The 18935-nt window shown below is 67.0% G+C and carries 22 protein-coding genes; 10 read left to right on the top strand and 12 right to left on the bottom strand.

Annotation, left to right across the window (positions count from 1 at the left end; translation table 11 throughout):
• Positions 1-9: 9 nt before the first annotated feature.
• Positions 10-768: a heme-dependent oxidative N-demethylase family protein gene (locus tag ABWV23_RS11945; RefSeq protein ID WP_353347969.1), complete on the bottom strand. Its 759-nt coding sequence runs from the start codon at positions 766-768 to the stop codon at positions 10-12.
• A gap of 128 nt (positions 769-896) precedes the next feature.
• On the opposite strand from ABWV23_RS11945, the gene dddP reads away from it, so the two are divergent.
• A complete protein-coding gene (gene dddP / locus ABWV23_RS11950; RefSeq protein WP_353347971.1) occupies positions 897-2237 on the top strand; it encodes a dimethylsulfonioproprionate lyase DddP in 1341 nt (446 codons plus the stop codon).
• Between the two features lie 4 nt (positions 2238-2241).
• Here dddP and ABWV23_RS11955 read toward each other — a convergent pair whose 3' ends face one another.
• Positions 2242-3135 carry an endonuclease/exonuclease/phosphatase family protein gene (locus tag ABWV23_RS11955; protein ID WP_353347973.1) on the bottom strand — a complete coding sequence of 298 codons (894 nt, stop codon included), beginning with the start codon at positions 3133-3135 and terminating at the stop codon, positions 2242-2244.
• 85 nt (positions 3136-3220) lie between these two features.
• Here ABWV23_RS11955 and ABWV23_RS11960 point away from each other — a divergent pair, with 85 nt between their 5' ends.
• On the top strand, positions 3221-4447 hold the full coding sequence (locus ABWV23_RS11960; RefSeq protein WP_353347975.1) for a bifunctional alpha/beta hydrolase/OsmC family protein: 1227 nt from the start codon (positions 3221-3223) through the stop codon (positions 4445-4447).
• Positions 4448-4542: 95 nt separating this feature from the next.
• Here ABWV23_RS11960 and ABWV23_RS11965 read toward each other — a convergent pair whose 3' ends face one another.
• Positions 4543-5142, bottom strand: coding sequence for a biotin transporter BioY (locus ABWV23_RS11965; RefSeq protein ID WP_353347977.1), 600 nt, complete (start codon positions 5140-5142; stop codon positions 4543-4545).
• 188 nt (positions 5143-5330) lie between these two features.
• Here ABWV23_RS11965 and ABWV23_RS11970 point away from each other — a divergent pair, with 188 nt between their 5' ends.
• Positions 5331-5612, top strand: coding sequence for a DUF6455 family protein (locus ABWV23_RS11970; RefSeq protein WP_353347979.1), 282 nt, complete (start codon positions 5331-5333; stop codon positions 5610-5612).
• A gap of 30 nt (positions 5613-5642) precedes the next feature.
• Here the strand turns inward: ABWV23_RS11970 and ABWV23_RS11975 are convergent, their stop codons facing one another.
• On the bottom strand, positions 5643-6065 hold the full coding sequence (locus tag ABWV23_RS11975; RefSeq protein WP_353347981.1) for a DUF6314 family protein: 423 nt from the start codon (positions 6063-6065) through the stop codon (positions 5643-5645).
• 154 nt (positions 6066-6219) lie between these two features.
• Between ABWV23_RS11975 and purB the strand changes: the two genes are divergently transcribed.
• The 5 genes from purB (at position 6220) to ABWV23_RS12000 (ending at position 10420) form a co-directional block, all read left to right on the top strand.
• A complete protein-coding gene (purB, locus tag ABWV23_RS11980) occupies positions 6220-7524 on the top strand; it encodes an adenylosuccinate lyase (RefSeq protein ID WP_353347983.1) in 1305 nt (434 codons plus the stop codon).
• 129 nt (positions 7525-7653) lie between these two features.
• Complete coding sequence (locus ABWV23_RS11985) at positions 7654-7812, top strand: carbohydrate-binding module family 14 protein (protein ID WP_353347985.1); 159 nt, start codon at positions 7654-7656, stop codon at positions 7810-7812.
• A gap of 103 nt (positions 7813-7915) precedes the next feature.
• Entirely contained in the window at positions 7916-8479 is a 564-nt protein-coding gene (locus ABWV23_RS11990; RefSeq protein WP_353347987.1) for a tetratricopeptide repeat protein, read from the top strand.
• A 135-nt stretch (positions 8480-8614) separates the two neighbouring features.
• On the top strand, positions 8615-9484 hold the full coding sequence (locus ABWV23_RS11995) for a DMT family transporter (RefSeq protein WP_353347989.1): 870 nt from the start codon (positions 8615-8617) through the stop codon (positions 9482-9484).
• Positions 9485-9505: 21 nt separating this feature from the next.
• Positions 9506-10420, top strand: coding sequence for a lysophospholipid acyltransferase family protein (locus ABWV23_RS12000; RefSeq protein ID WP_353347991.1), 915 nt, complete (start codon positions 9506-9508; stop codon positions 10418-10420).
• A 45-nt stretch (positions 10421-10465) separates the two neighbouring features.
• Here ABWV23_RS12000 and ABWV23_RS12005 read toward each other — a convergent pair whose 3' ends face one another.
• On the bottom strand, positions 10466-11188 hold the full coding sequence (locus ABWV23_RS12005) for a DUF1223 domain-containing protein (protein WP_353347993.1): 723 nt from the start codon (positions 11186-11188) through the stop codon (positions 10466-10468).
• A 227-nt stretch (positions 11189-11415) separates the two neighbouring features.
• Here ABWV23_RS12005 and acnA point away from each other — a divergent pair, with 227 nt between their 5' ends.
• Positions 11416-14160: an aconitate hydratase AcnA gene (gene acnA, locus ABWV23_RS12010; RefSeq protein WP_353347995.1), complete on the top strand. Its 2745-nt coding sequence runs from the start codon at positions 11416-11418 to the stop codon at positions 14158-14160.
• Between the two features lie 89 nt (positions 14161-14249).
• Here acnA and ABWV23_RS12015 read toward each other — a convergent pair whose 3' ends face one another.
• The gene (locus tag ABWV23_RS12015) at positions 14250-14873 is read right to left on the bottom strand and encodes a glutathione S-transferase family protein (protein ID WP_353347997.1); all 624 of its coding nucleotides are present in this window, start codon (positions 14871-14873) and stop codon (positions 14250-14252) included.
• A 91-nt stretch (positions 14874-14964) separates the two neighbouring features.
• Here ABWV23_RS12015 and ABWV23_RS12020 point away from each other — a divergent pair, with 91 nt between their 5' ends.
• Complete coding sequence (locus tag ABWV23_RS12020) at positions 14965-15672, top strand: helix-turn-helix transcriptional regulator (RefSeq protein ID WP_353347999.1); 708 nt, start codon at positions 14965-14967, stop codon at positions 15670-15672.
• A gap of 63 nt (positions 15673-15735) precedes the next feature.
• Here ABWV23_RS12020 and ABWV23_RS12025 read toward each other — a convergent pair whose 3' ends face one another.
• The 6 genes from ABWV23_RS12025 to ABWV23_RS12050 all read right to left on the bottom strand — a co-directional run bounded on the left by ABWV23_RS12025 (position 15736) and on the right by ABWV23_RS12050 (position 18932).
• Complete coding sequence (locus tag ABWV23_RS12025) at positions 15736-16281, bottom strand: DsbE family thiol:disulfide interchange protein (RefSeq protein ID WP_353348001.1); 546 nt, start codon at positions 16279-16281, stop codon at positions 15736-15738.
• Positions 16274-16432, bottom strand: a complete 159-nt coding sequence (ccmD, locus tag ABWV23_RS12030; protein WP_353348003.1) for a heme exporter protein CcmD — start codon at positions 16430-16432, stop codon at positions 16274-16276. Before ccmD ends, ABWV23_RS12025 begins: the two co-directional genes overlap by 8 nt.
• Positions 16429-17181: a heme ABC transporter permease gene (locus ABWV23_RS12035; RefSeq protein WP_353348005.1), complete on the bottom strand. Its 753-nt coding sequence runs from the start codon at positions 17179-17181 to the stop codon at positions 16429-16431. Before ABWV23_RS12035 ends, ccmD begins: the two co-directional genes overlap by 4 nt.
• Positions 17182-17226: 45 nt before the next feature.
• Positions 17227-17883, bottom strand: a complete 657-nt coding sequence (gene ccmB / locus ABWV23_RS12040) for a heme exporter protein CcmB (protein WP_353348007.1) — start codon at positions 17881-17883, stop codon at positions 17227-17229.
• Positions 17880-18503, bottom strand: a complete 624-nt coding sequence (gene ccmA / locus ABWV23_RS12045) for a heme ABC exporter ATP-binding protein CcmA (protein ID WP_353348009.1) — start codon at positions 18501-18503, stop codon at positions 17880-17882. Before ccmA ends, ccmB begins: the two co-directional genes overlap by 4 nt.
• 75 nt (positions 18504-18578) lie before the next feature.
• Positions 18579-18932 (bottom strand): Mth938-like domain-containing protein, encoded by a 354-nt coding sequence (locus ABWV23_RS12050; RefSeq protein ID WP_353348011.1) that lies wholly within the window; start codon positions 18930-18932, stop codon positions 18579-18581.
• Between the last annotated feature and the right edge of the window lie 3 nt (positions 18933-18935).

Here is an 18935-nt window from a genome sequence, read left to right on the forward strand (position 1 = left end):
CGCGCCGGTCTAGCCGTCCACGCGCGCCAGACCGTCGCAGCCCTCCGGGGCGTCGGCGCGCGCCAGCACGAAAGTGTGGATCGAGAACACCACCCCCCGCGTTTTCGGCAGCCGCAGCACCGACTGACGCTCGCTGCGCAGGTATCCCGGCACGTCCGTTCCCGGTTCGAGGCGGCGGTCGGTCACGCTGCGCGGCTGGTGCAGGTCCGGGTCCGCATACCACAACGCGTTGAACCGCCACAGCGGCCGCCCCGGCTGGACCCCGTCGAACAGCCGCTGCACCCGCGCGGCAATGTTCTCGTCGTATTCCGCCACCGGCACATGGATCGCGGTCAGCGGGCGCATGGCCTTTTCGCGCAGCATCCAGCTTGCCGGGAAACACAGCACGGCGGCGGTCAGCACATGTTCCTCGCCGCGCTTTTCCAGGATGCACAGGTCCTCCTGCACCAGCCGCCCCAGCGTGCCCATCGGATCGGCCCGGTCGATGCGGACGATCACGCCGTCCGGCCGCGTCACCTGTGCCCCGGCCCCGGGATAGGCCAGGTCCAACACCATATCGAGCAGCTCTTCGGCGGCCGCGCGGGCGCTTTCATCCATCGTCAGAACGGCGTCGCGCCGCTCGGCCAACAGCCGGTCTCGGTACCCCATCTGCCCGGCAAAGGCCTCGTCCCGAATCAGCCAGTCTTCGAGGCCGAGCGGCTGGATACCGGGCAGCCGGCGCTGCGCGGCGATGTCATAGGGGATACGGGTCTGCAAAATCCTGGTCATGGGAATCGCAATAGCACCCTGCCCGGCCCGCGTCGGCCAAAAAACGACCTGACCAAACGTCGCATGCGGGGGCGACGCACGATTTCCCGGCGTTCACACTGGCCCTGTCACGACAGGGGAAACCGGCGATGAACCTGCATTACAGCGACAGCCGCAAGATCGACCCGACGCGCGGTTCCACGCTGGGCGACGGGACGCCCAACGACCCCGACCGGATCGAGATCGGCCCGACGCGGCTGGCCTTTGCCGAATGGGCGCAGGCGGGGCTTGAGCTTCCGAACCTGGCTCAGATGCGCGCCTATCGTTGGGGGCGGCTGACCGATCACGTGGTCGCGCGCGGCTATGGCGGGCTGTTGATGTTCGACCCGCTCAACATCCGCTATGCCACCGACAGCACCAACATGCAGCTGTGGAACACCCACAACCCGTTCCGCGCCGTGCTGCTCTGCGCCGATGGCTACATGGTGATCTGGGATTACAAGAACGCGCCGTTTCTGTCCTCGTTCAACCCGCTGGTGCGCGAGGTCCGCTCGGGCGCCGACCTGTTCTATTTCGATCGCGGCGACAAGGTGGACGTGGCCGCCGACACCTTTGCCAACGAGGTGCGCCAGATCCTTGCGGAGCACGCGCCCGGGCATTCCCGCCTCGCGGTCGACAAGGTGACGCTGCACGGGATGCGCGCGCTGCAGGCGCAGAGCTTGCAACTCATGGAGGGCGAGGAGGTCACCGAAAAGGCCCGCGCGGTCAAGGGCCCCGACGAGATCAAGGCCATGCGCTGCGCCAGCCACGCCTGCGAGACGGCGATGCGCGCGATGGAGGATTTCGCACGGCTGAACGTGCCGTTGGGCCGGACCTCCGAGGATGACATCTGGGCGGTGCTGCACGCCGAGAACATCCGCCGGGGCGGAGAATGGATCGAGACCCGCCTGCTCTCCTCCGGTCCGCGCACCAACCCCTGGTTCCAGGAATGCGGCCCGCGCATCGTGCAGATGAACGAGATCGTCGCCTTCGACACCGACCTGATCGGCAGTTACGGCATCTGCGTCGACATCTCGCGCACCTGGTGGATCGGCGATCAGAAACCGCGCCCCGACATGATCCATGCCATGCGCCACGCGCACGAGCATATCATGACCAACATGCAGATGCTGAAACCCGGCGTGACGATCCCCGAGCTGACCGCCAACTGCCACCGGCTCGACGACCGGTTCCAGGATCAGAAATACGGCTGCATGATGCACGGGGTCGGCCTGTGCGACGAGTGGCCGCTGGTCGCCTATCCCGACAAGGCGGTGCCCGGTGCCTTTGACTACGCGCTGGAGCCGGGGATGGTGCTCTGCGTCGAGGTCGCGGCCGGCGCGGTCGGGGGCGATTTCTCGATCAAGCTCGAGGATCAGGTTCTGATCACCGAGGACGGGTTCGAGAACCTGACCACCTACCCCTTCGATTCGGCGCTGATGGGGCAGTAGGCACTCAGGGCGACACCGTCACCCGCGCCAGCACGCCCCGGTGATCCGATCCAAGACGGTCGAGCACCTCGATCGTGCCGGGCGCGGAACCGCTGGCCAGCACGTGGTCGATCGCCACCCCCATCCCGCCATAGGGCAGCGCGAAGGTCGCCGTCTCGGTGCCTGCCCGCCGGGTTCCGCTGGCCACCTCGACCCGCGCCACCGCGCGCGACCAGGCCACCGCGTTGAAATCCCCGCCGATCACCACCGGCCCGTCGAGCCCGCGCAGAAGCGGTGTGAGTTCGGCAATTTGCTCCGCCTGCCCGTGCGGCCAGGGCCAGCTCAGGTGCAGCGCCATTGCCCATGCTCGCCCGTCCGGCGTCTCCACTTGCAGACCGGCCATCCCCCGGGCGCAGAAGGCGCTGCCCGACACCGCGGGCCAGCGCGACAGCACCGCCGTGCCCCCGACCGCGCGAAAATCGCAATAGTGCTGATACGGGTACTCTGTGCGCAGCGCCGCCAAAACCGCGCGGTTGCGCTTGCTGACCTCTTGCAGGGTCACGATGTCGGGCGCGCGGGCGCGAATGTCGGCCACCACCGGTGCCGGATCGCGCAGGGTGAACAGCAGGTTCTTTTGATACACCACCAGCCCGGGCACCCGTGCCGCAGGCCCCGCCTGCACCGGCGACAGCGCCCAGAGACGCGGCACCACCGCGAGCGCGACCAGCGCGAGACCGGCCAGGGTCACCGCCCCGCGCGGTCGCCAGACCAGCAGCGCCAGCCCCCCCAACAGGGCCAGCGGCACCCGGAACACCGCCAGGCTGTCGCCCACCGGGTGCAGCGCCCCGCCATAACCCGCCAGCACCGCCGCCAGCGCGATCAGCGCCCCTGCGCCCGCGATTCTCCTGATTTTCCTCACCACCGCGTGACCTTCCTGTCACATTGCTTGATATGTCTGCCGTCACAGCCCAGCCTTATCCCGAGCGCAATACAAAGGACATCCCATGCCGACCGAACGCATCACCTTTCCCGGCCATGACGGCACCGAGCTTGCCGCGCGGCTCGACATGCCCGAGGGGCCGCACCTGGCCACCGCGTTGTTCGCCCATTGCTTTACCTGTTCCAAGGATATGCCCGCCGCCCGCCGGATCGCGGCGCGGTTGGCGGCGATGGGGATCGCGGTGCTGCGATTCGACTTTACCGGGCTGGGCCATTCCGGGGGAGAGTTCGCCAATACCGATTTCAGCTCGAACGTCACCGACCTGGTCAAGGCGGCCGATTACCTGGACGGGCGCGGCATGGCGCCGGCGCTGCTGATCGGCCATTCGCTGGGCGGCGCGGCGGTGATCCGCGCGGCCGGTCGGATCGACAGCGTCAAGGCGGTGGTGACACTCGGCGCGCCGCACGATCCCGAACACGTGACCCATAATTTCGCCGACGCGCTGCCGGAGATCGCCGCAAAGGGCGTCGCGCCGGTCGACCTTGGCGGGCGCGAATTCTGCATCTCGCACGCCTTCGTCGAGGACGTGCGCGGCGAAAAGCTGGACCAGGCCCTTCATGACATGAAGGCGGCGCTTCTGGTCATGCACGCCCCGCGCGACGAAGTGGTCGGCATCGACAACGCCACGCGGATCTTCCAGGCAAAGAAACACCCGAAAAGCTTTGTCACCCTCGACACCGCCGATCACCTGATCAGCCGGGGGGCCGATGCCGAATATGCCGCCGAAGTGATCGCCGCCTGGGCCCGGCGCTATGTCGAGCTGGCACCGGTCGGGCCGCCCAGTGGCGCACCCGAGGGCATCGTCCGCGTCACCGAGGCCGACGCCGATGGCTTCCTGCAGGACATCCAGTCCGGGCCGACCCATCACCTGCTGGCGGACGAGCCGCGCGGCGTCGGCGGCACCGACCGGGGGCTGTCACCCTACGGGCTGGTGTCGGCGGGGCTGGGCGCCTGCACCTCGATGACGATCCGAATGTACGCCCGCCGCAAGGGTTGGCCGCTGACCGGGGTCAGCGTCGACATCAGCCATGACAAGGTGCACGCCGAGGATGCCGCGAGCAACGGCCAGCCCGGCAAGATCGACAGGTTCACCCGCAAGATCCGGCTGACCGGCGACCTGGATGCCGAGCAGCGCGCCCGGCTTTTGGAGATCGCCGACAAATGCCCGGTGCACCGCACCCTGAGCCATGGCGCGCAGGTCGACAGCACCCTTGTCGATCCCGAGGGCTAACCCCCCGGCACACCGAAAACCGGCACCATGAGACCGGCACAACGAAAAAGGCCCGGGCGCTGTGCCCGGGCCTTTTGTTCGTCATCGGTGCGGGATCAGCCGCGGGCGCGGCCCACCAGGCTCCACAGCGCGGGCAGCAGCACGGCGGCCAGCGCCAGCTTGATCACGTCGCCCAGCAGGAACGGGGTCAGGCCCCACTGCAGGATCGGCTTGTCCCAGCCATAGAGCTGGCCCAGCCACAGCAGGCCCGGCGCATAGATCAGCGCGTTGCCGATCACCATGGCCAGCGCCATCTTGGCAAACGACCGGTCCCAGCCGCGCGCGGCCAGCGTGCCCAGTGCGAGAGTGGCCATCACGTAGCCCACCAGATAGCCGCCGGTGCCGCCCATCATGTACTCGATCCCGGCCATCTCGGCCGAGGACCCTGCAAAGACATCGAACCCCAGCGCGCCGACCAGCAGGTACCCGATGATCGTCGCCAGCCCCAGACGCGCGCCATAGGCCGCACCGATCGACAACACGGCAAAGGTGCCCATGGTGATCGGCACCGGCCACATCGGCACCCGGATCTTGGCGGCAACGGCCAGCACCGCGATGCCCAGCACCACCAAGGCAACCTGTTTCACGCGCAGCGCAGTCCCGGCGCGGGGGCCGAGCACGTCGGCAAGGACGCGGTCAGTTGCAGCAAGGGTCATGTGGATCTCTCCTGATATCTGGTAACGGTTCCCGGTTTGATGCCCAAAACCGCCCCAGATCGCAAGTGAATTTGCGGCAGGCCTGCGGCAAAACGGCGCCCGCAGGCCACTTGACCCAAGTCAAGGTGCCCGCCCGGCCACGGTGCAAAGGTGCTCTTGGTTCCCCATGTCATGGAAGGATTAGGGATATGAGCATTCTTGACAGGATTGCCGGCAGTATCGACCGGATTTCCGACAGTACCGATCTGGTCTCCGGCATGGCCGAGCGGCTGGGCGTCGAATTGGACGCAGTGGTTCTGAATGACCCCGAGCGTGGGGCGCTGCGGTTCCGATCCCTGGCGCTGCGTTGTTCGGGCTGCAGCAAACAGGGCGATTGCGCCGAGTTGCAGCGCGCCTGCGCACATCTGGACGAGGCGCCGGACTATTGCCGCAACAAGGCGTTCCTGGACTTTGCCGCGAAGGCCGCCTGACCGTCACGGGGTGGTTACGGCGGGCGCCCTCTATCGCGTAGCTTGGGAAAGCGGGCTGTAAAGGCTTGTCATGGTGTAATCCTTGCGCGGGCCGCGCACCTGCCAGGTGACGCGGAACCGGGGCCAGTCGTCGAACCCGTACGCCACCTCGTATTGGTCCGGGTCGCACCAGTGTCCGGTCTGCCCGCCCTGCGGCGGTACTTGGTGAAAGAACCGGCCATCCTCGAACCAGACCGAGAGATCGGCCCCCCAACGATAGCGCCGCTCGGCCTGCATCGGGGGCTGGCCGGTGAGGGTAAGTTGCCCGGTTTCGGAGTAAAGCGCCCCGTCCCCCTGCGGCGTCCAACTGGCCTGACCGATGAACCGGGCGGTTTGGCCGACCGATTGTACGATCTGCCGGTCCAGGCTCCAGGTGCCTAGAAAATCGCTCAACCGGCGTGCTGCGGTCGTCATGGTTTGTCTCTCTCCCGCTTGCCTGGTCCACCACCCCGTGGCCCCGCATGGCCCGGTTCACCCCTGATCCGCGCGCTCGCGCCTTGTCGTCGCGGTCGCGGCGGTCTATGAGGCGCGCTGATCCCCGCCTAATCATAAAAAGGTGACGCTGCCAATGATCCCCCGCTATTCCCGCCCCGAGATGACCGCCATCTGGTCGCCCGAGACCAAGTTCCGCATCTGGTTCGAGATCGAGGCCCACGCCTGCGACGCGCAAGCCGAGCTGGGGGTGATCCCGAAAGAGAACGCCGAAGCCGTGTGGAAGGCCAAGGACGTGGAGTTCGACGTCGACCGCATCGACGAGATCGAGGCGGTGACCAAGCATGACGTGATCGCCTTTCTCACCCACCTGGCCGAACACGTGGGCAGCGAAGAGGCCCGCTTCGTCCACCAGGGCATGACCTCGTCGGACGTGCTCGACACCACGCTGAACGTGCAACTCGTGCGCGCCGCCGACATCCTGCTTGCGGACCTGGACAAGGTTCTGGCGGCGCTGAAGAAACGCGCCTACGAGCACAAGGACACCGTGCGCGTCGGCCGGTCCCACGGCATCCATGCCGAGCCGACCACGATGGGGCTGACCTTTGCCCGGTTCTATGCCGAGATGGACCGCAACAAGAACCGGCTCGAGAAAGCCCGCTGGGAGGTAGCCACCGGCGCGATCTCCGGCGCGGTTGGCACGTTCGCCAATATCGACCCGGCGGTCGAGGAGCATGTCTGCGAGAAGATGGACCTGCGCCCAGAGCCGATCTCGACCCAGGTGATCCCGCGCGACCGTCACGCCATGTTCTTTGCCACCCTCGGGGTGATCGCCTCGTCGATCGAGAACATCGCCATCGAGATCCGCCACATGCAGCGCACCGAGGTGCTGGAGGGCGCGGAATTCTTCTCGATGGGGCAAAAGGGCTCCTCGGCGATGCCGCACAAGAAGAACCCGGTGCTGACCGAGAACCTGACCGGGCTGGCCCGGCTGGTGCGGATGACCGTGATCCCGGCGATGGAGAACGTCGCGCTCTGGCACGAGCGGGACATTTCCCACAGCTCGGTCGAACGCGGCATCGGCCCGGATGCGACCATCACGCTCGACTTCGCGCTGAACCGCCTGGCCGGCGTCGTCGAGAAGATGCTGATCTTCCCCGAGAACATGTTGGACAACATGAACAAGTACCCGGGGCTGGTGATGAGCCAACGGGTACTGCTGGCGCTGACCCAGGCCGGCGTGTCGCGCGAGGATGCCTATGCGATGGTGCAGCGCAACGCGCTCAAGGTCTGGGAGGATCGCGTCGATTTCCGCGAACAGCTGCTGGCCGACAAGGATGTCGTGGCCGCCCTCGGGGTCGATGCCATCAACGAGAAATTCGACATGGGCTATCACACCAAGCACGTGGATACGATTTTCAAACGCGTGTTCGGCGACTGATCGACGCCCTCTCGCGCAGCGCTTCCCGGCGCCGTCCCGCCTGATCGCGGGGCGGCGCTTGTTTTTCTTGGTCGGATCACCGCGCCGGGCTATCTTTACGCTAGGTTCATTTCATTCGGGAGATTTGCCATGCCGATCAAGACAGCCCTTGTCGCCACCGTCCTTGCCCTGTTGCCGGCGCTTTCCTCGGCCATGTGCTCCGATCGGGAACACCAGGCCCAGTCCTGCGCCGCCGGGATGGTTTGGGACAGTGCCCAACAGGCCTGCGTCAAGCAGATCAACAGCTGATCGCGCCCGGGTCGAGCGGGACCGCCGGGTGACCGCCCTTGGGCGGATGCTCCGTTTCGTACGATTTTCATAGGTTTTTGTCCTTTTTCGATCGGAGGTTTCCATGCGCCGCGCCCCAACCCTTTGCCTTGCCCTGATCCTGGCCCTGCCCGGCCTAGGCCTGCCCGGTCCCGCAGAAGCTGCCGGCATGGGCGATAGCAACACCACCCCGCCCAAGCCGACCGAGACCTCGGAGACCTGCGAGGGGGTCCAGGTCTGGGACCCGGAAACCAAGAGTTGCGTCGATCCCAAGGAGGGCGCGCTGGATGCCGACACGCTTTATCGCGCGGTGCGCGAGCTGGCCTATGCCGGCCGCTACCGGGATGCGCAGGGGGTGCTGCGCGCATTGCCGGACCAGTCCGAGGACCGGGTGTTGACCTATTGGGGGTTCACCCACCGCAAGATGGGCGATCGCGTGCTGGCCCGCAGCTTTTACGAAAAGGCGCTCGCGGCCAATCCCGACAACCTTCTGGCGCGGTCCTACATGGGCCAGGGGTTCGTTGCCGATGGCGACACCGACGCCGCCATCGCCCAGTGGCGTGAGATCAAGGCGCGCGGCGGCGATGGCACCTGGGCCGAGGCCGCGCTGCGCGAAGCGATCCGGACCGGATTGACCTACGACTACTGACGCAGGCCGGAGGGGCGTGCTTGAGCGCCCTGCCCCCTGCCCGATGGACAGTCCCGTGGTGCTGACCTAAACCCGGGACATGAGCATTATTTCGCCCGAACCGATCCACCCGGTCCCGACCCCGGGGCATCCCGCATGAACCCGGCCGAGGCGCTGGCGGTGCGCAACAAGGCGATCCTGATGATGATCGGGGCGATCCTGTGCTTTTCGCTGATGGATTCCAGCGTCAAGGCGCTGGCGCCGCGCATGGGCGTGGTCCCGGCGCTCTGGGTGCGCTACGCCGGGCAGATGGCGCTGGTGCTGATCCTCGTGGCGCCGCGCCTGCGCAGCGTCGCGCGCACCCGCTACCCGGTGCTGCAAGTCCTGCGCTCGGTGCTGCTGCTGGGGGCGACGGGCTTCTTTTTCACCGGGCTCAGCCTGATTCCGCTCAGCGACGCGGCGGCGCTGATGTCGGTCAATCCGGTGCTGATCACGCTGGGCGCGGCATTGTTCCTGCGCGAACCTCTCGGCCCGCGCCGCGTTGCCGGGATCGTCGGGGCGATGTGCGGGGCGATGATCGTGATCCGCCCCGGCAGCGATGTCTTCACCGCCGCCGCGCTGCTGCCGCTGGCGGCGGCGGTCTGTTATTCGGGCTATTCGCTGCTGACCCGGCGGGTCGGCCCGGACGAGGACCCCTGGACCTCGCTGTTCTATACCGGTCTTGTGGGGACCTTCCTGCTCAGCTTGATCATCCCGGGCCATTGGCAGACACCGGACGGCCCGGCGCTGTTGCTGATCCTCTCGATCGCCTGTTTCGGCACCATCGGGCAGATGTTCCTGATCCGCGCCTTTTCGTCCGGCGAGGCGGCGATGCTGGCGCCCTATGCCTATACCGGGCTGATCTTTGCCGCGGTCTGGGGGATGCTGTTCTTTGCCGAATGGCCCGATCTCTGGACCGTCCTCGGTGCGCTTGTGATCGCGCTGGCCGGTATCTATGTGTGGTACCGCGAAACCTTTCGCCGCTGACGCCTATCCCGGACCCCTCGAATGCCTGCAGATCCCTCTACCCTGTCGTTTTCCGACCGCGTCGGATATTTTGCCAGCAACCTCGTGCTGCGCGGGTTGATCGGGGCGTTCCGCGCGATCCCCTATCGCTGGCGGGTGCCGGCAATGGGCTGGCTGGTCGGCCGGCTGGCGCCGCTGGTGGGCTTCAGCCGCCGCGTCCGCGACAACCTCAAGCTGGTCATGCCCGAGATGCCCGAAGCCGAGGTGCGCCGGATGTGCCGTGCGGTGCCCGACAACGCCGGGCGCACCCTGATGGAGCTTTATTCCGGCGCCCCCTTCATCGCGCGCGCCCGCCGCGCCCCGGTCACCGGCCCGGGGCTGGCTGCGCTGGAGATCGCCCGTGAACAGGGTCGGCCGGTGGTCCTGATCACCGCGCATTTCGGAAATTACGACGCCGCCCGCGCCAACCTGATCGCGCGGGGTTTCCAGATGGGCGCGCTCTATCGCCGGATGGCGAACCCCTATTTCAACGCGCATTACGTGCAGACCATCTCGGCCGTCGGGACACCGATGTTCGAGCAGGGCCGGCGCGGCATGGTACAACTGGTCCGGCATCTGAAACAGGGTGGGATCATCGCCATCGTCGGAGACCTCCACGCCCATGATGGCATCGACATGGAGTTCTTCGGCAAGCCTGCGGTGACCTCGCTGGTGCCCGCCGAACTGGCGCTGAAATACGATGCAGCCTTGATCCCGGTCTACGCGGTGCGCCAGCCCAACGGGCTCGATTTCGAGATCGTGATGCAGGATGAGATCCCCCATGGGGACGCAAAGGGCATGACCGAAACGGTCAACGCCGGGCTGGAGGCGCTGGTGCGCCAACATATGGACCAATGGTTCTGGATTCACCGACGGTGGAAGCCGCTGGTCAAGGCAGATCCGCGCAAGCCGGACTGAGGTCGTCCGCGCGTTGGGCGCGCAATCGTCCGGGACCGGTTCGCGTCATTCCACCCGCACGGCCGCCAGGATCGGGCCATAGCCCGCCCGCTGGACCAGCACGGCAGCGCGCTGCTCGTCCGCCGGTGCCTCGATTTCCAGCCGCAGCGGCGTGCTGCCGTCCCATTGCCCCAGCACCTGCCAGCCCTCGACCACATTGGCATAATCAAGGGTGCGCCCGGCATTCTCGCCCGTGGTGATTTCCACCCGGCGCAGCGGCGCATAACGCACCAGAACGACGTCCAGAGGCCCCGTCACCGGTGCGCCGGCGGAACGGACATCAACCCCCGGCCCGGCGCCCTCATCGACAATCGACAGCGAGATCACCGGCGGATCCTGCATGTGCTGCAGGATCAGCTCGGCCAGTTTCATGCTGCGGGCGCCGACAACGCTTTGTTGCCCCATCACGATCATCTGCGGGGTAAACACCATGTCGCGCCCCGCCGCGCGGGCATAGCCCCGTTGCCGCACGGTATGGGCGGGGAGCGCAAAGGAATCCGCCCAGCCGATGTAATCCCAGTAATCCACGTGCAGCGCCAGCGGCAGCACATCGTCGCGCTCGGCCAGTTCGCGCAACAGCGCATCGGCCGGTGGACAGGAGGAGCAGCCCTGCGAGGTGAACAGTTCGACCACGACGGGTCCGCTGTCCTGCGCGGCGACCGGAGCCGCCAGCGCCGCCCAAATCGCGGTCGCGACTCCGGCAAGGCCCAACAAGCTGAGATGTTTCATTCGACCCGCCTATCCCCTCGTCTACCGGCTCAGGCTTAGCCGCTGGGGCCTGCAATAACCAATCAATGTTTCTTGAGAGCGGCGCGATGGCGCGATTGGCGCAATTTCTGTGTGCAATGGTATACAAAATCGCCGCACCTTGACGATCTCTATTGAATGCAGCGCCCCGCTGATGCAGAAGGCGCCCAGCGAATTCCTGTGATCCACGACTCTCTGAGGAGGCCAACATGCCCATCACCGTCGGACAGGACACAGCCAAGACACGCAAGACGCTTAGCGTGAATGGCCAGTCCGTTTCCTATTACTCCATCCCCGCCGCCACCGAGGCCGGTCTCGGCGATTTCTCCAAGCTGCCCGCCGCGCTCAAGGTGGTGCTGGAGAACATGCTGCGCTTCGAGGATGGCAAGACCGTCAGCGTGGACGACATCAAGGCCTTTGCCGACTGGGCGAAGAAGGGCGGCAAGAACCCGCGCGAGATCGCCTATCGTCCGGCCCGCGTGCTGATGCAGGATTTCACCGGCGTTCCCGCCGTGGTCGACCTGGCCGCGATGCGCGACGGCATCAAGGCGCTGGGCGGTGACGCGCAGAAGATCAACCCGCTGAACCCGGTCGACCTGGTCATCGACCACTCGGTCATGATCGACGAGTTCGGCAATCCGCGCGCCTTCCAGATGAACGTGGACCGCGAGTATGAGCGGAACATGGAACGCTACCAGTTCCTGAAATGGGGCCAGGGCGCGTTCAACAACTTCCGCGTCGTGCCGCCGGGAACCGGCATCTGCCACCAGGTGAACCTGGAATACCTGGCCCAGACCGTCTGGACCGACACCGACCAGAGCGGTGAAGAAGTGGCCTATCCCGACACGCTGGTCGGCACCGACAGCCACACCACCATGGTCAACGGCATGGCCGTTCTGGGCTGGGGCGTTGGCGGCATCGAGGCCGAGGCGGCGATGCTGGGCCAGCCGATCTCGATGCTGATCCCCGAGGTCGTCGGCTTCAAGCTGACCGGCGAGATGCTCGAGGGCACCACCGGTACCGACCTGGTGCTGAAGGTCGTGGAACTGCTGCGCGCCAAGGGCGTGGTGGGCAAGTTCGTCGAATTCTACGGCCCCGGCCTCGACAACCTGCCGCTGGCCGACCGTGCCACCATCGCCAACATGGCCCCCGAATACGGCGCCACCTGCGGGTTCTTCCCGATCGACGGCGAGACCCTGCGCTACATGCGTCAGACCGGCCGGGACGAGGACCGTATCGCGCTGGTCGAGGCCTATGCCAAGGAGAACGGGTTCTGGCGCACGGCGGATTACGATCCGGTCTATACCGACACGCTGGAGTTGGACATGGGCACCATCGTGCCGGCGATCTCCGGCCCGAAACGCCCGCAGGACTATACCCCGCTGACGCAATCGGCCGATGCCTTCTACAAGGTGGTCTGCGACTATCGCGGCGTGGATTGCACCGACGCGGCCAGCGACATGGCCGCCGAGGGCGACACGCTCACCGCGAACAACGACGTGCGCAAGACCATCGAGGTCGAGGGTGAAGAGTACACGCTGCGCGACGGCTCGGTGGTAATTGCCTCGATCACCTCCTGCACCAACACCTCGAACCCCTACGTGATGATCGGCGCCGGGCTGGTGGCGCGCAAGGCACGCGCGCTGGGCCTGACCCGCAAGCCCTGGGTCAAGACCTCGCTCGCGCCCGGTTCGCAAGTCGTCTCGGAATACCTGGCGGCCGCCAACCTGCAAGAGGACCTGGACGCCATCGGCTTCAACCTCGTGGGCTATGGCTGCACCACCTGCATCGGCAACTCCGGCCCGATCCAGAAAGAACTGTCCGAGGCCATCGCCAAGGGCGACCTGGTCGCCACCTCGGTACTGTCGGGCAACCGCAACTTCGAAGGGCGCATCAGCCCCGACGTGCGCGCCAACTACCTCGCCTCGCCGCCGCTGGTGGTGGCCTATGCCATCGCGGGCGACATGAACATCGACCTGACGTCCGAGCCGCTGGGCCAGGACAAGGACGGCAACGACGTCTATCTCAAGGATATCTGGCCGACCAACAAGGAGGTCGCCGACCTGGTGCACGAGACCGTGACCCGCGAGGCGTTCCAGTCCAAGTACGCGGACGTGTTCAAGGGCGACGAGAAGTGGCAGGCGGTCGAGACCACCGAGGCCGAAACCTATGACTGGCCGCCGACCTCGACCTATATCCAGAACCCGCCCTACTTCCAGGGCATGGGCACCGAGCCGGGCACCATCACCAATATCGAGGGCGCCAAGCCGCTGTTGATCCTCGGCGACATGGTCACCACCGACCACATCTCGCCGGCCGGCTCCTTTGCCACCACCTCGCCGGCGGGCAAGTACCTGCTCGACCGCCAGGTGCAGCCGCGCGAGTTCAACTCCTACGGCTCGCGCCGGGGCAACCACGAGATCATGATGCGCGGCACCTTTGCCAACATCCGCATCAGGAACGAGATGCTGGACGGTGTCGAGGGCGGCTATACCAAGGGCCCCGATGGCGAGCAGACCTCGATCTTTGACGCTGCGATGGCCTATCAGGACGCCGGCACGCCGCTGGTGGTCTTCGGTGGCGAACAGTATGGCGCGGGCTCCTCGCGCGACTGGGCGGCCAAGGGCACGGCACTGCTGGGGGTCAAGGCGGTCATCGCCGAGAGCTTCGAGCGCATCCACCGCTCCAACCTGGTGGGCATGGGCGTGATCCCGTTCGAGTTCACCGCCGGCGAGACGCGCAAGTCGCTCAAGCTGACCGGTGACGAGACCGTGGCGATCTCGGGCCTCGACACCATCGAGCCGCTGCAGGAGGTGCCCTGCACCATCACCTATGCAGACGGGACCGAGAAGACGATCCAGATCAAGTGCCGGATCGATACCGCCATCGAGATCGAATACATCGAACACGGCGGCGTTCTGCATTACGTGCTGCGGAACCTGGCCAAGTCGTAAGACGGGCCAGCACCGGAAACAGGAAAGCCCCGCCAATGGCGGGGCTTTTTCTTTGAGCGGGCGCGAGAGGGGCCGCGCCGGACCGAGGCTCAGGCCGCCGCGTCCAGCGCCGCCTTTGCCTTTTCCTCGTACTCCATCACCGGCACCGTGCCGATCCGCGCGGTCACCCGCGCCACCCAGTCGCGCACCGCCGCGTTGTCCGGCGTCAGTTGGGGGGCCCATTGAAACGCCGAGGCCATGATCAGGTCGGCGATGGTGAATCTCTCTCCCATCAGGAAGGGGGCATCGCCCAGCCCCGACTCGATCTGCGCGCCGACCTCGCTCAGCGAGCGGAAGGCACTCGCAAAGGCCGGGTGCGTCGCGCCGGAAAAGGCACAGACCATCGCCGGCTCCACCACCCCGCCGTAGTAACACATCCACGACAGGAACCTGCCGCGCCCCGGCTGCCCCGGCGCGACGCCCAGCGGATAACCGTGGATTTCGTCGAGATAGAGCATGATGGCATTCGATTCGCGGATCGCCTCGCCGTCGTCGCCGATCAGGAAGGGCACCTTGCCCTCGGGATGCGGGTTGGCCTCGTCGTGGTGGCCGGAGCCGTCCTGCCGGCGGACCACGACCGGGCGCACGTCGACCGCGTCGAGCCGGTCCGTCAGCATGAGCTGGGTGATGATCCGCGTCGAGCGGCTGAGGGGGGAATGATAAAGGGTCGGCATCCGATTGGCCTCCGCGACTGGTTTCGATGATCCGGGTATGCCATGGTCCTCCTGACAGTTTCCGTCATGAGGGATGAGGCAGGATCGCGCCATGGCCAAGACCGACCGCCTGTTCCGCCTGCTGCACCTGATCCGGGGGTTGACGCCGCCGGTCACCGCCGCGCGCCTGGCCGCGGCGATGGAAGTGTCGGAGCGCACGATCTACCGCGATATCGAGGCGTTGCGCGCCGCCGGCGCAAGGATCGAGGGCGCCGCCGGGTTGGGCTATACCATGACCGAGGACCCGGCCCTGCCGCCGCAGACCTTCACCCAGTTGGAGATCGAGGCGCTCGTGCTGGGACTGTCGGAGGTGCAAGCGCGCGGCGACGCGGCCCTGGGGGACGCGGCGGCGGATGCGCTGACCAAGATCACCGCCACCCTGCCCGAGCGCCAGCAGCGCCACGCGGTGCAGGCGATCACCCTTGTGCACCGCTTCGCACAGCCCCACGCCCCCGCTGTCGACATGACGCTGCTGCGTGAGGCGAGCTGGGCCGAGGAGGCGCTGGAGATCACCTATCGCGACAACACCGGCGTGGTGAGCACGCGGCGCATCTACCCGCTGGCGCTGGCCTATCTGGACAACGTGGTGATGCTGCTGGGCTGGTGCTGCCTGCGGCAGGATTTCCGGCAGTTCAAGGTCGGCTCGATCCTCGCGGCCCGGCGCAGCGGCGATAGCTTCCGGCCAAACCGCGTGCCGCTATTGCGGCAATTCGCGGCCCGGCTGCAGGCCCGCCGACATGATATGGCGCAGCGCGATTGACCACGGCCACCGCTGGCGGGCCTATCGGGACCGGGACACCAATACGGTTGCGGGGCCTGCCCCCTACTCCGCCTTTGCCGCCGCGTCCAGCAGCGGGCGCAGACGGGTTTCGATCACCCGCTGGGTCACCGGGCCGGCAAAGCGCATCAGGATGGTGCCCTCACCGTCGATCACATAGGTCTCGGGCACCCCGTAGACGCCCCAGTTCAGCGCCATGCGCCCCTGTGCGTCGCTGCCGATGGCGGCATAGGGGTCGCCCAGGTCATCGAGGAACTTGCGGCCGTTCCCGGGCTTGTCCTTGTAGTTCACCCCGAGGATCGTGATCCCCTCCTCGGTCAGCGCGGTCAGGTTGGGGTGCTCGACCCGGCAGGGCGCGCACCAGCTGGCCCAGAAGTTGACCAGCTTGACCTTGCCGTCGCGCAGGGCGGCATCATCGAACCTGTCGCGGCCCGGAAAGCCGGTCAACTGAACCGGCGGCGCCGGCTGTCCGACCAGCGCCGAAGGCAGTTCCTGGGGATTCTCGCGGAACATGCCGACAGCGGCCAGCGCCACGAAGCCAGCGAAGATCACCGGCGGGATGATCATCAGCGGCGAGATCTTCTTAGCCATTCCGGCGCATCCTTTCTTCCATCTCCTGCATCTCGCGGCGCAGCCGGCGACCGCGCCACAGGCTGAGCGCCACCAGCACCGCCAGCAACAGGATCGAGGCCGCATAGGCCGAAAGCACCGTGTCGGCGTATTTCCCCAGGTCCGGCATCATGCCCCTGCCCTCTCTCTTGCCTGCAGCGCCCGGATCCGGCGCGCGCGAATCTCGGTCCCGGTGCGGTAGAACACCAGCGCGATGAACAACAGCACGAAGCCCGCGATACAGACCAGCAGCGGCAGGTAGAAGACGTCGGCCACATTTTCCTCGGCGTCCATGCTCAGCGAGGCGCCCTGGTGCAGCCCCTGGTTCCAGAAGTTCACCGCGTAGCGGCTGAGCACCGCAAAGACCGAACCGACAAGGCAGAGCACCCCGGTCAGGTCGGCGGCGGTGTCGGGATCCTCGATCGCCGTCCACAAGGCCATGTAGCCCAGGTAGAACAGGAACAGAATCAGGAACGAGGTCAGTCGCGGATCCCAGGCCCACCAGGTGCCCCACATCGGCTGGCCCCAGATGGCGCCGGTGACCAGCGCGATCAGTGTCATCACCGCGCCCACCGGCCCGGCGGCGCGGGCGGCCAGCGCGCTGACGTGGTGGCGGCGCACCAGCCAGATCAGCGAGGCGACCAGCATCATCATCCATGCGTTGATCGCCATCAGCGCCGAGGGCACGTGCAGGTAGATGATCTTGACGGTCGATCCCTGCCGGTAATCGTCCGGCGTGAAGAAAAAGCCCCAGGTCAGCCCGACCACGAGGCAGGCCAGCGACGCGGTCCACAGGAACGGCATCAGCCGTTCCGTGGTGGCCAGGAACTTCTTGGGGTTGGCATAGGACCACAGCGAGCTGTTCTTTTCGATCTGCGTCATGGGCGTTATCTAGGGCCTCCTCCGGGCGAACTCAATTCTTTCGGCTCAGCGCAGGTTGACGCGCAGAACCGCGGCGCTGGCGAACGGCAGCAGCGCCAGCGCGCCGGCGCTGATCCCGGCCAGCATCAGCAGCGGTGTCGCGGTCTCCATCCCCACCGCGCCGCGTCGCGCCACCTCGGCACCGAAGATCAGCGTCGGCACGTAGAGCGGCAGCACCAGCAGCGACAACAGCAGCCCGCCCCGCTTGAGCCCGACGGTCAGCGCCGCGCCGAAGGTGCCGATCACGCTGAACGCCGGGGTGCCCAGGGCCAGCGAGACCAGCAGCCAGAGATACCCCGGACCGGGCAGGTTCAACAGCACTCCCAGCACCGGTGCGGCCAGCACCAGCGGCAACCCGGTGGTGATCCAATGCGCCAGCGCCTTGATGGTCACCGTGGCCTCCAACGGCAGCGGCGCGGTGGCCAGCAGATCGAGCGAGCCATCCTCCCAGTCCAGCGCCAGCAGCCGATCCAGCGACAGCAGGCAGGCCAGCAGCGCCCCCAGCCACAGCACACCCGGCGCGATGGTGGCGAGCAGCGCCGATTGCGGCCCCACCGCGAAAGGCACCAGCACGGTCACGATCAGGAAGAACGCCAGCCCGAGGCCGAAACCGCCACCGGCCCGGATCGCCAGCCTCAGGTCGCGCAGCAGCAGCGCGATCATAGAAAGGCCTCGTCAAAGGCGTCGGTCCCGGCGGTTTTCGCCAGGTCGGCCCGGAACGGGGAAACGTCCAGCACCTCGGCCTCGAGCCCAAGGTCGATATGGGTGGCGATCAGCGCGCTGCCGCCCCAGGCCAGGTGGGCGCGCACCGCATCCGCGAACATGGCGACCGCGCGGGTATCGAGCGAGACGGTCGGTTCGTCCAGTACCCAGACCGGGCGCCCCGTGACCAGCAGCCGCGCCAGCCCCAGCCGCCGTTTCTGCCCGGCCGAGAGGCTGCCGGCGGGACGGTCGGTCAGCGCGGTCAGGTCAAAGGCCTCCAGCGCCGGCTGGATGCCGCCCGCCCCGAACACCCGGGCCCAGAACCGCAGGTTCTCGGCCACCGACAGGGTCGGCTTGATGCCGTCGGCATGGGCGGCATAGGCGATGCGATCCTCGGCGCCGGTGATGGTGCCCGCGACCGGCGGTTGCAGCCCGGCAATGGTGCGCAACAGCGTCGTCTTGCCGATCCCGTTCGGCCCGCGCAGGATCAGCGCGCGCCCGGGTTCGAGCACGAAACCCAGTCCGGCCAGAACCGGCACGCCGCCACGGGCAATGGTCAGATCGGAAACGGTCAAATCCATGCCGACCCGCTTAGCGCATTGCGCAGGCCGGAAAAAGGCGCATTCCGCCACAGGGACAGGCGGCCCGGCGGCGCGTTACACCGGCAGCAGCGCCAGTGCCACGCGGCGCCCCTCGGAGACCAGCACGTTATAGGTGCGGCAGGCGGCGGGCGAGGCCATGACCTCGACCCCGATGCCGGCCTCTTCCAGCGCCTTGCGCAGGGGCGCGGGGATATGGGCGATCTCTGCCCCGGTGCCGACGAAGAGCACGTCGATATGTCCGGCCAGGGCCAGCAACGGCGCCTCTTCCTCGAGCCCCAGCCAGGGCCGTGTGCCGCCCATGCCGGTCAGCACCGGCCCCTCATGGACCTGACCGCCGATGCGGAAAAAGCCGGGGCCATAGCCCTCGACCGGGACGGCATCGCCGAAGTCGGTTTCATTCAGATGCATCTG

This window comes from Aquicoccus sp. SU-CL01552 (assembly GCF_040365005.1).
Lineage (GTDB): Bacteria > Pseudomonadota > Alphaproteobacteria > Rhodobacterales > Rhodobacteraceae > Antarcticimicrobium.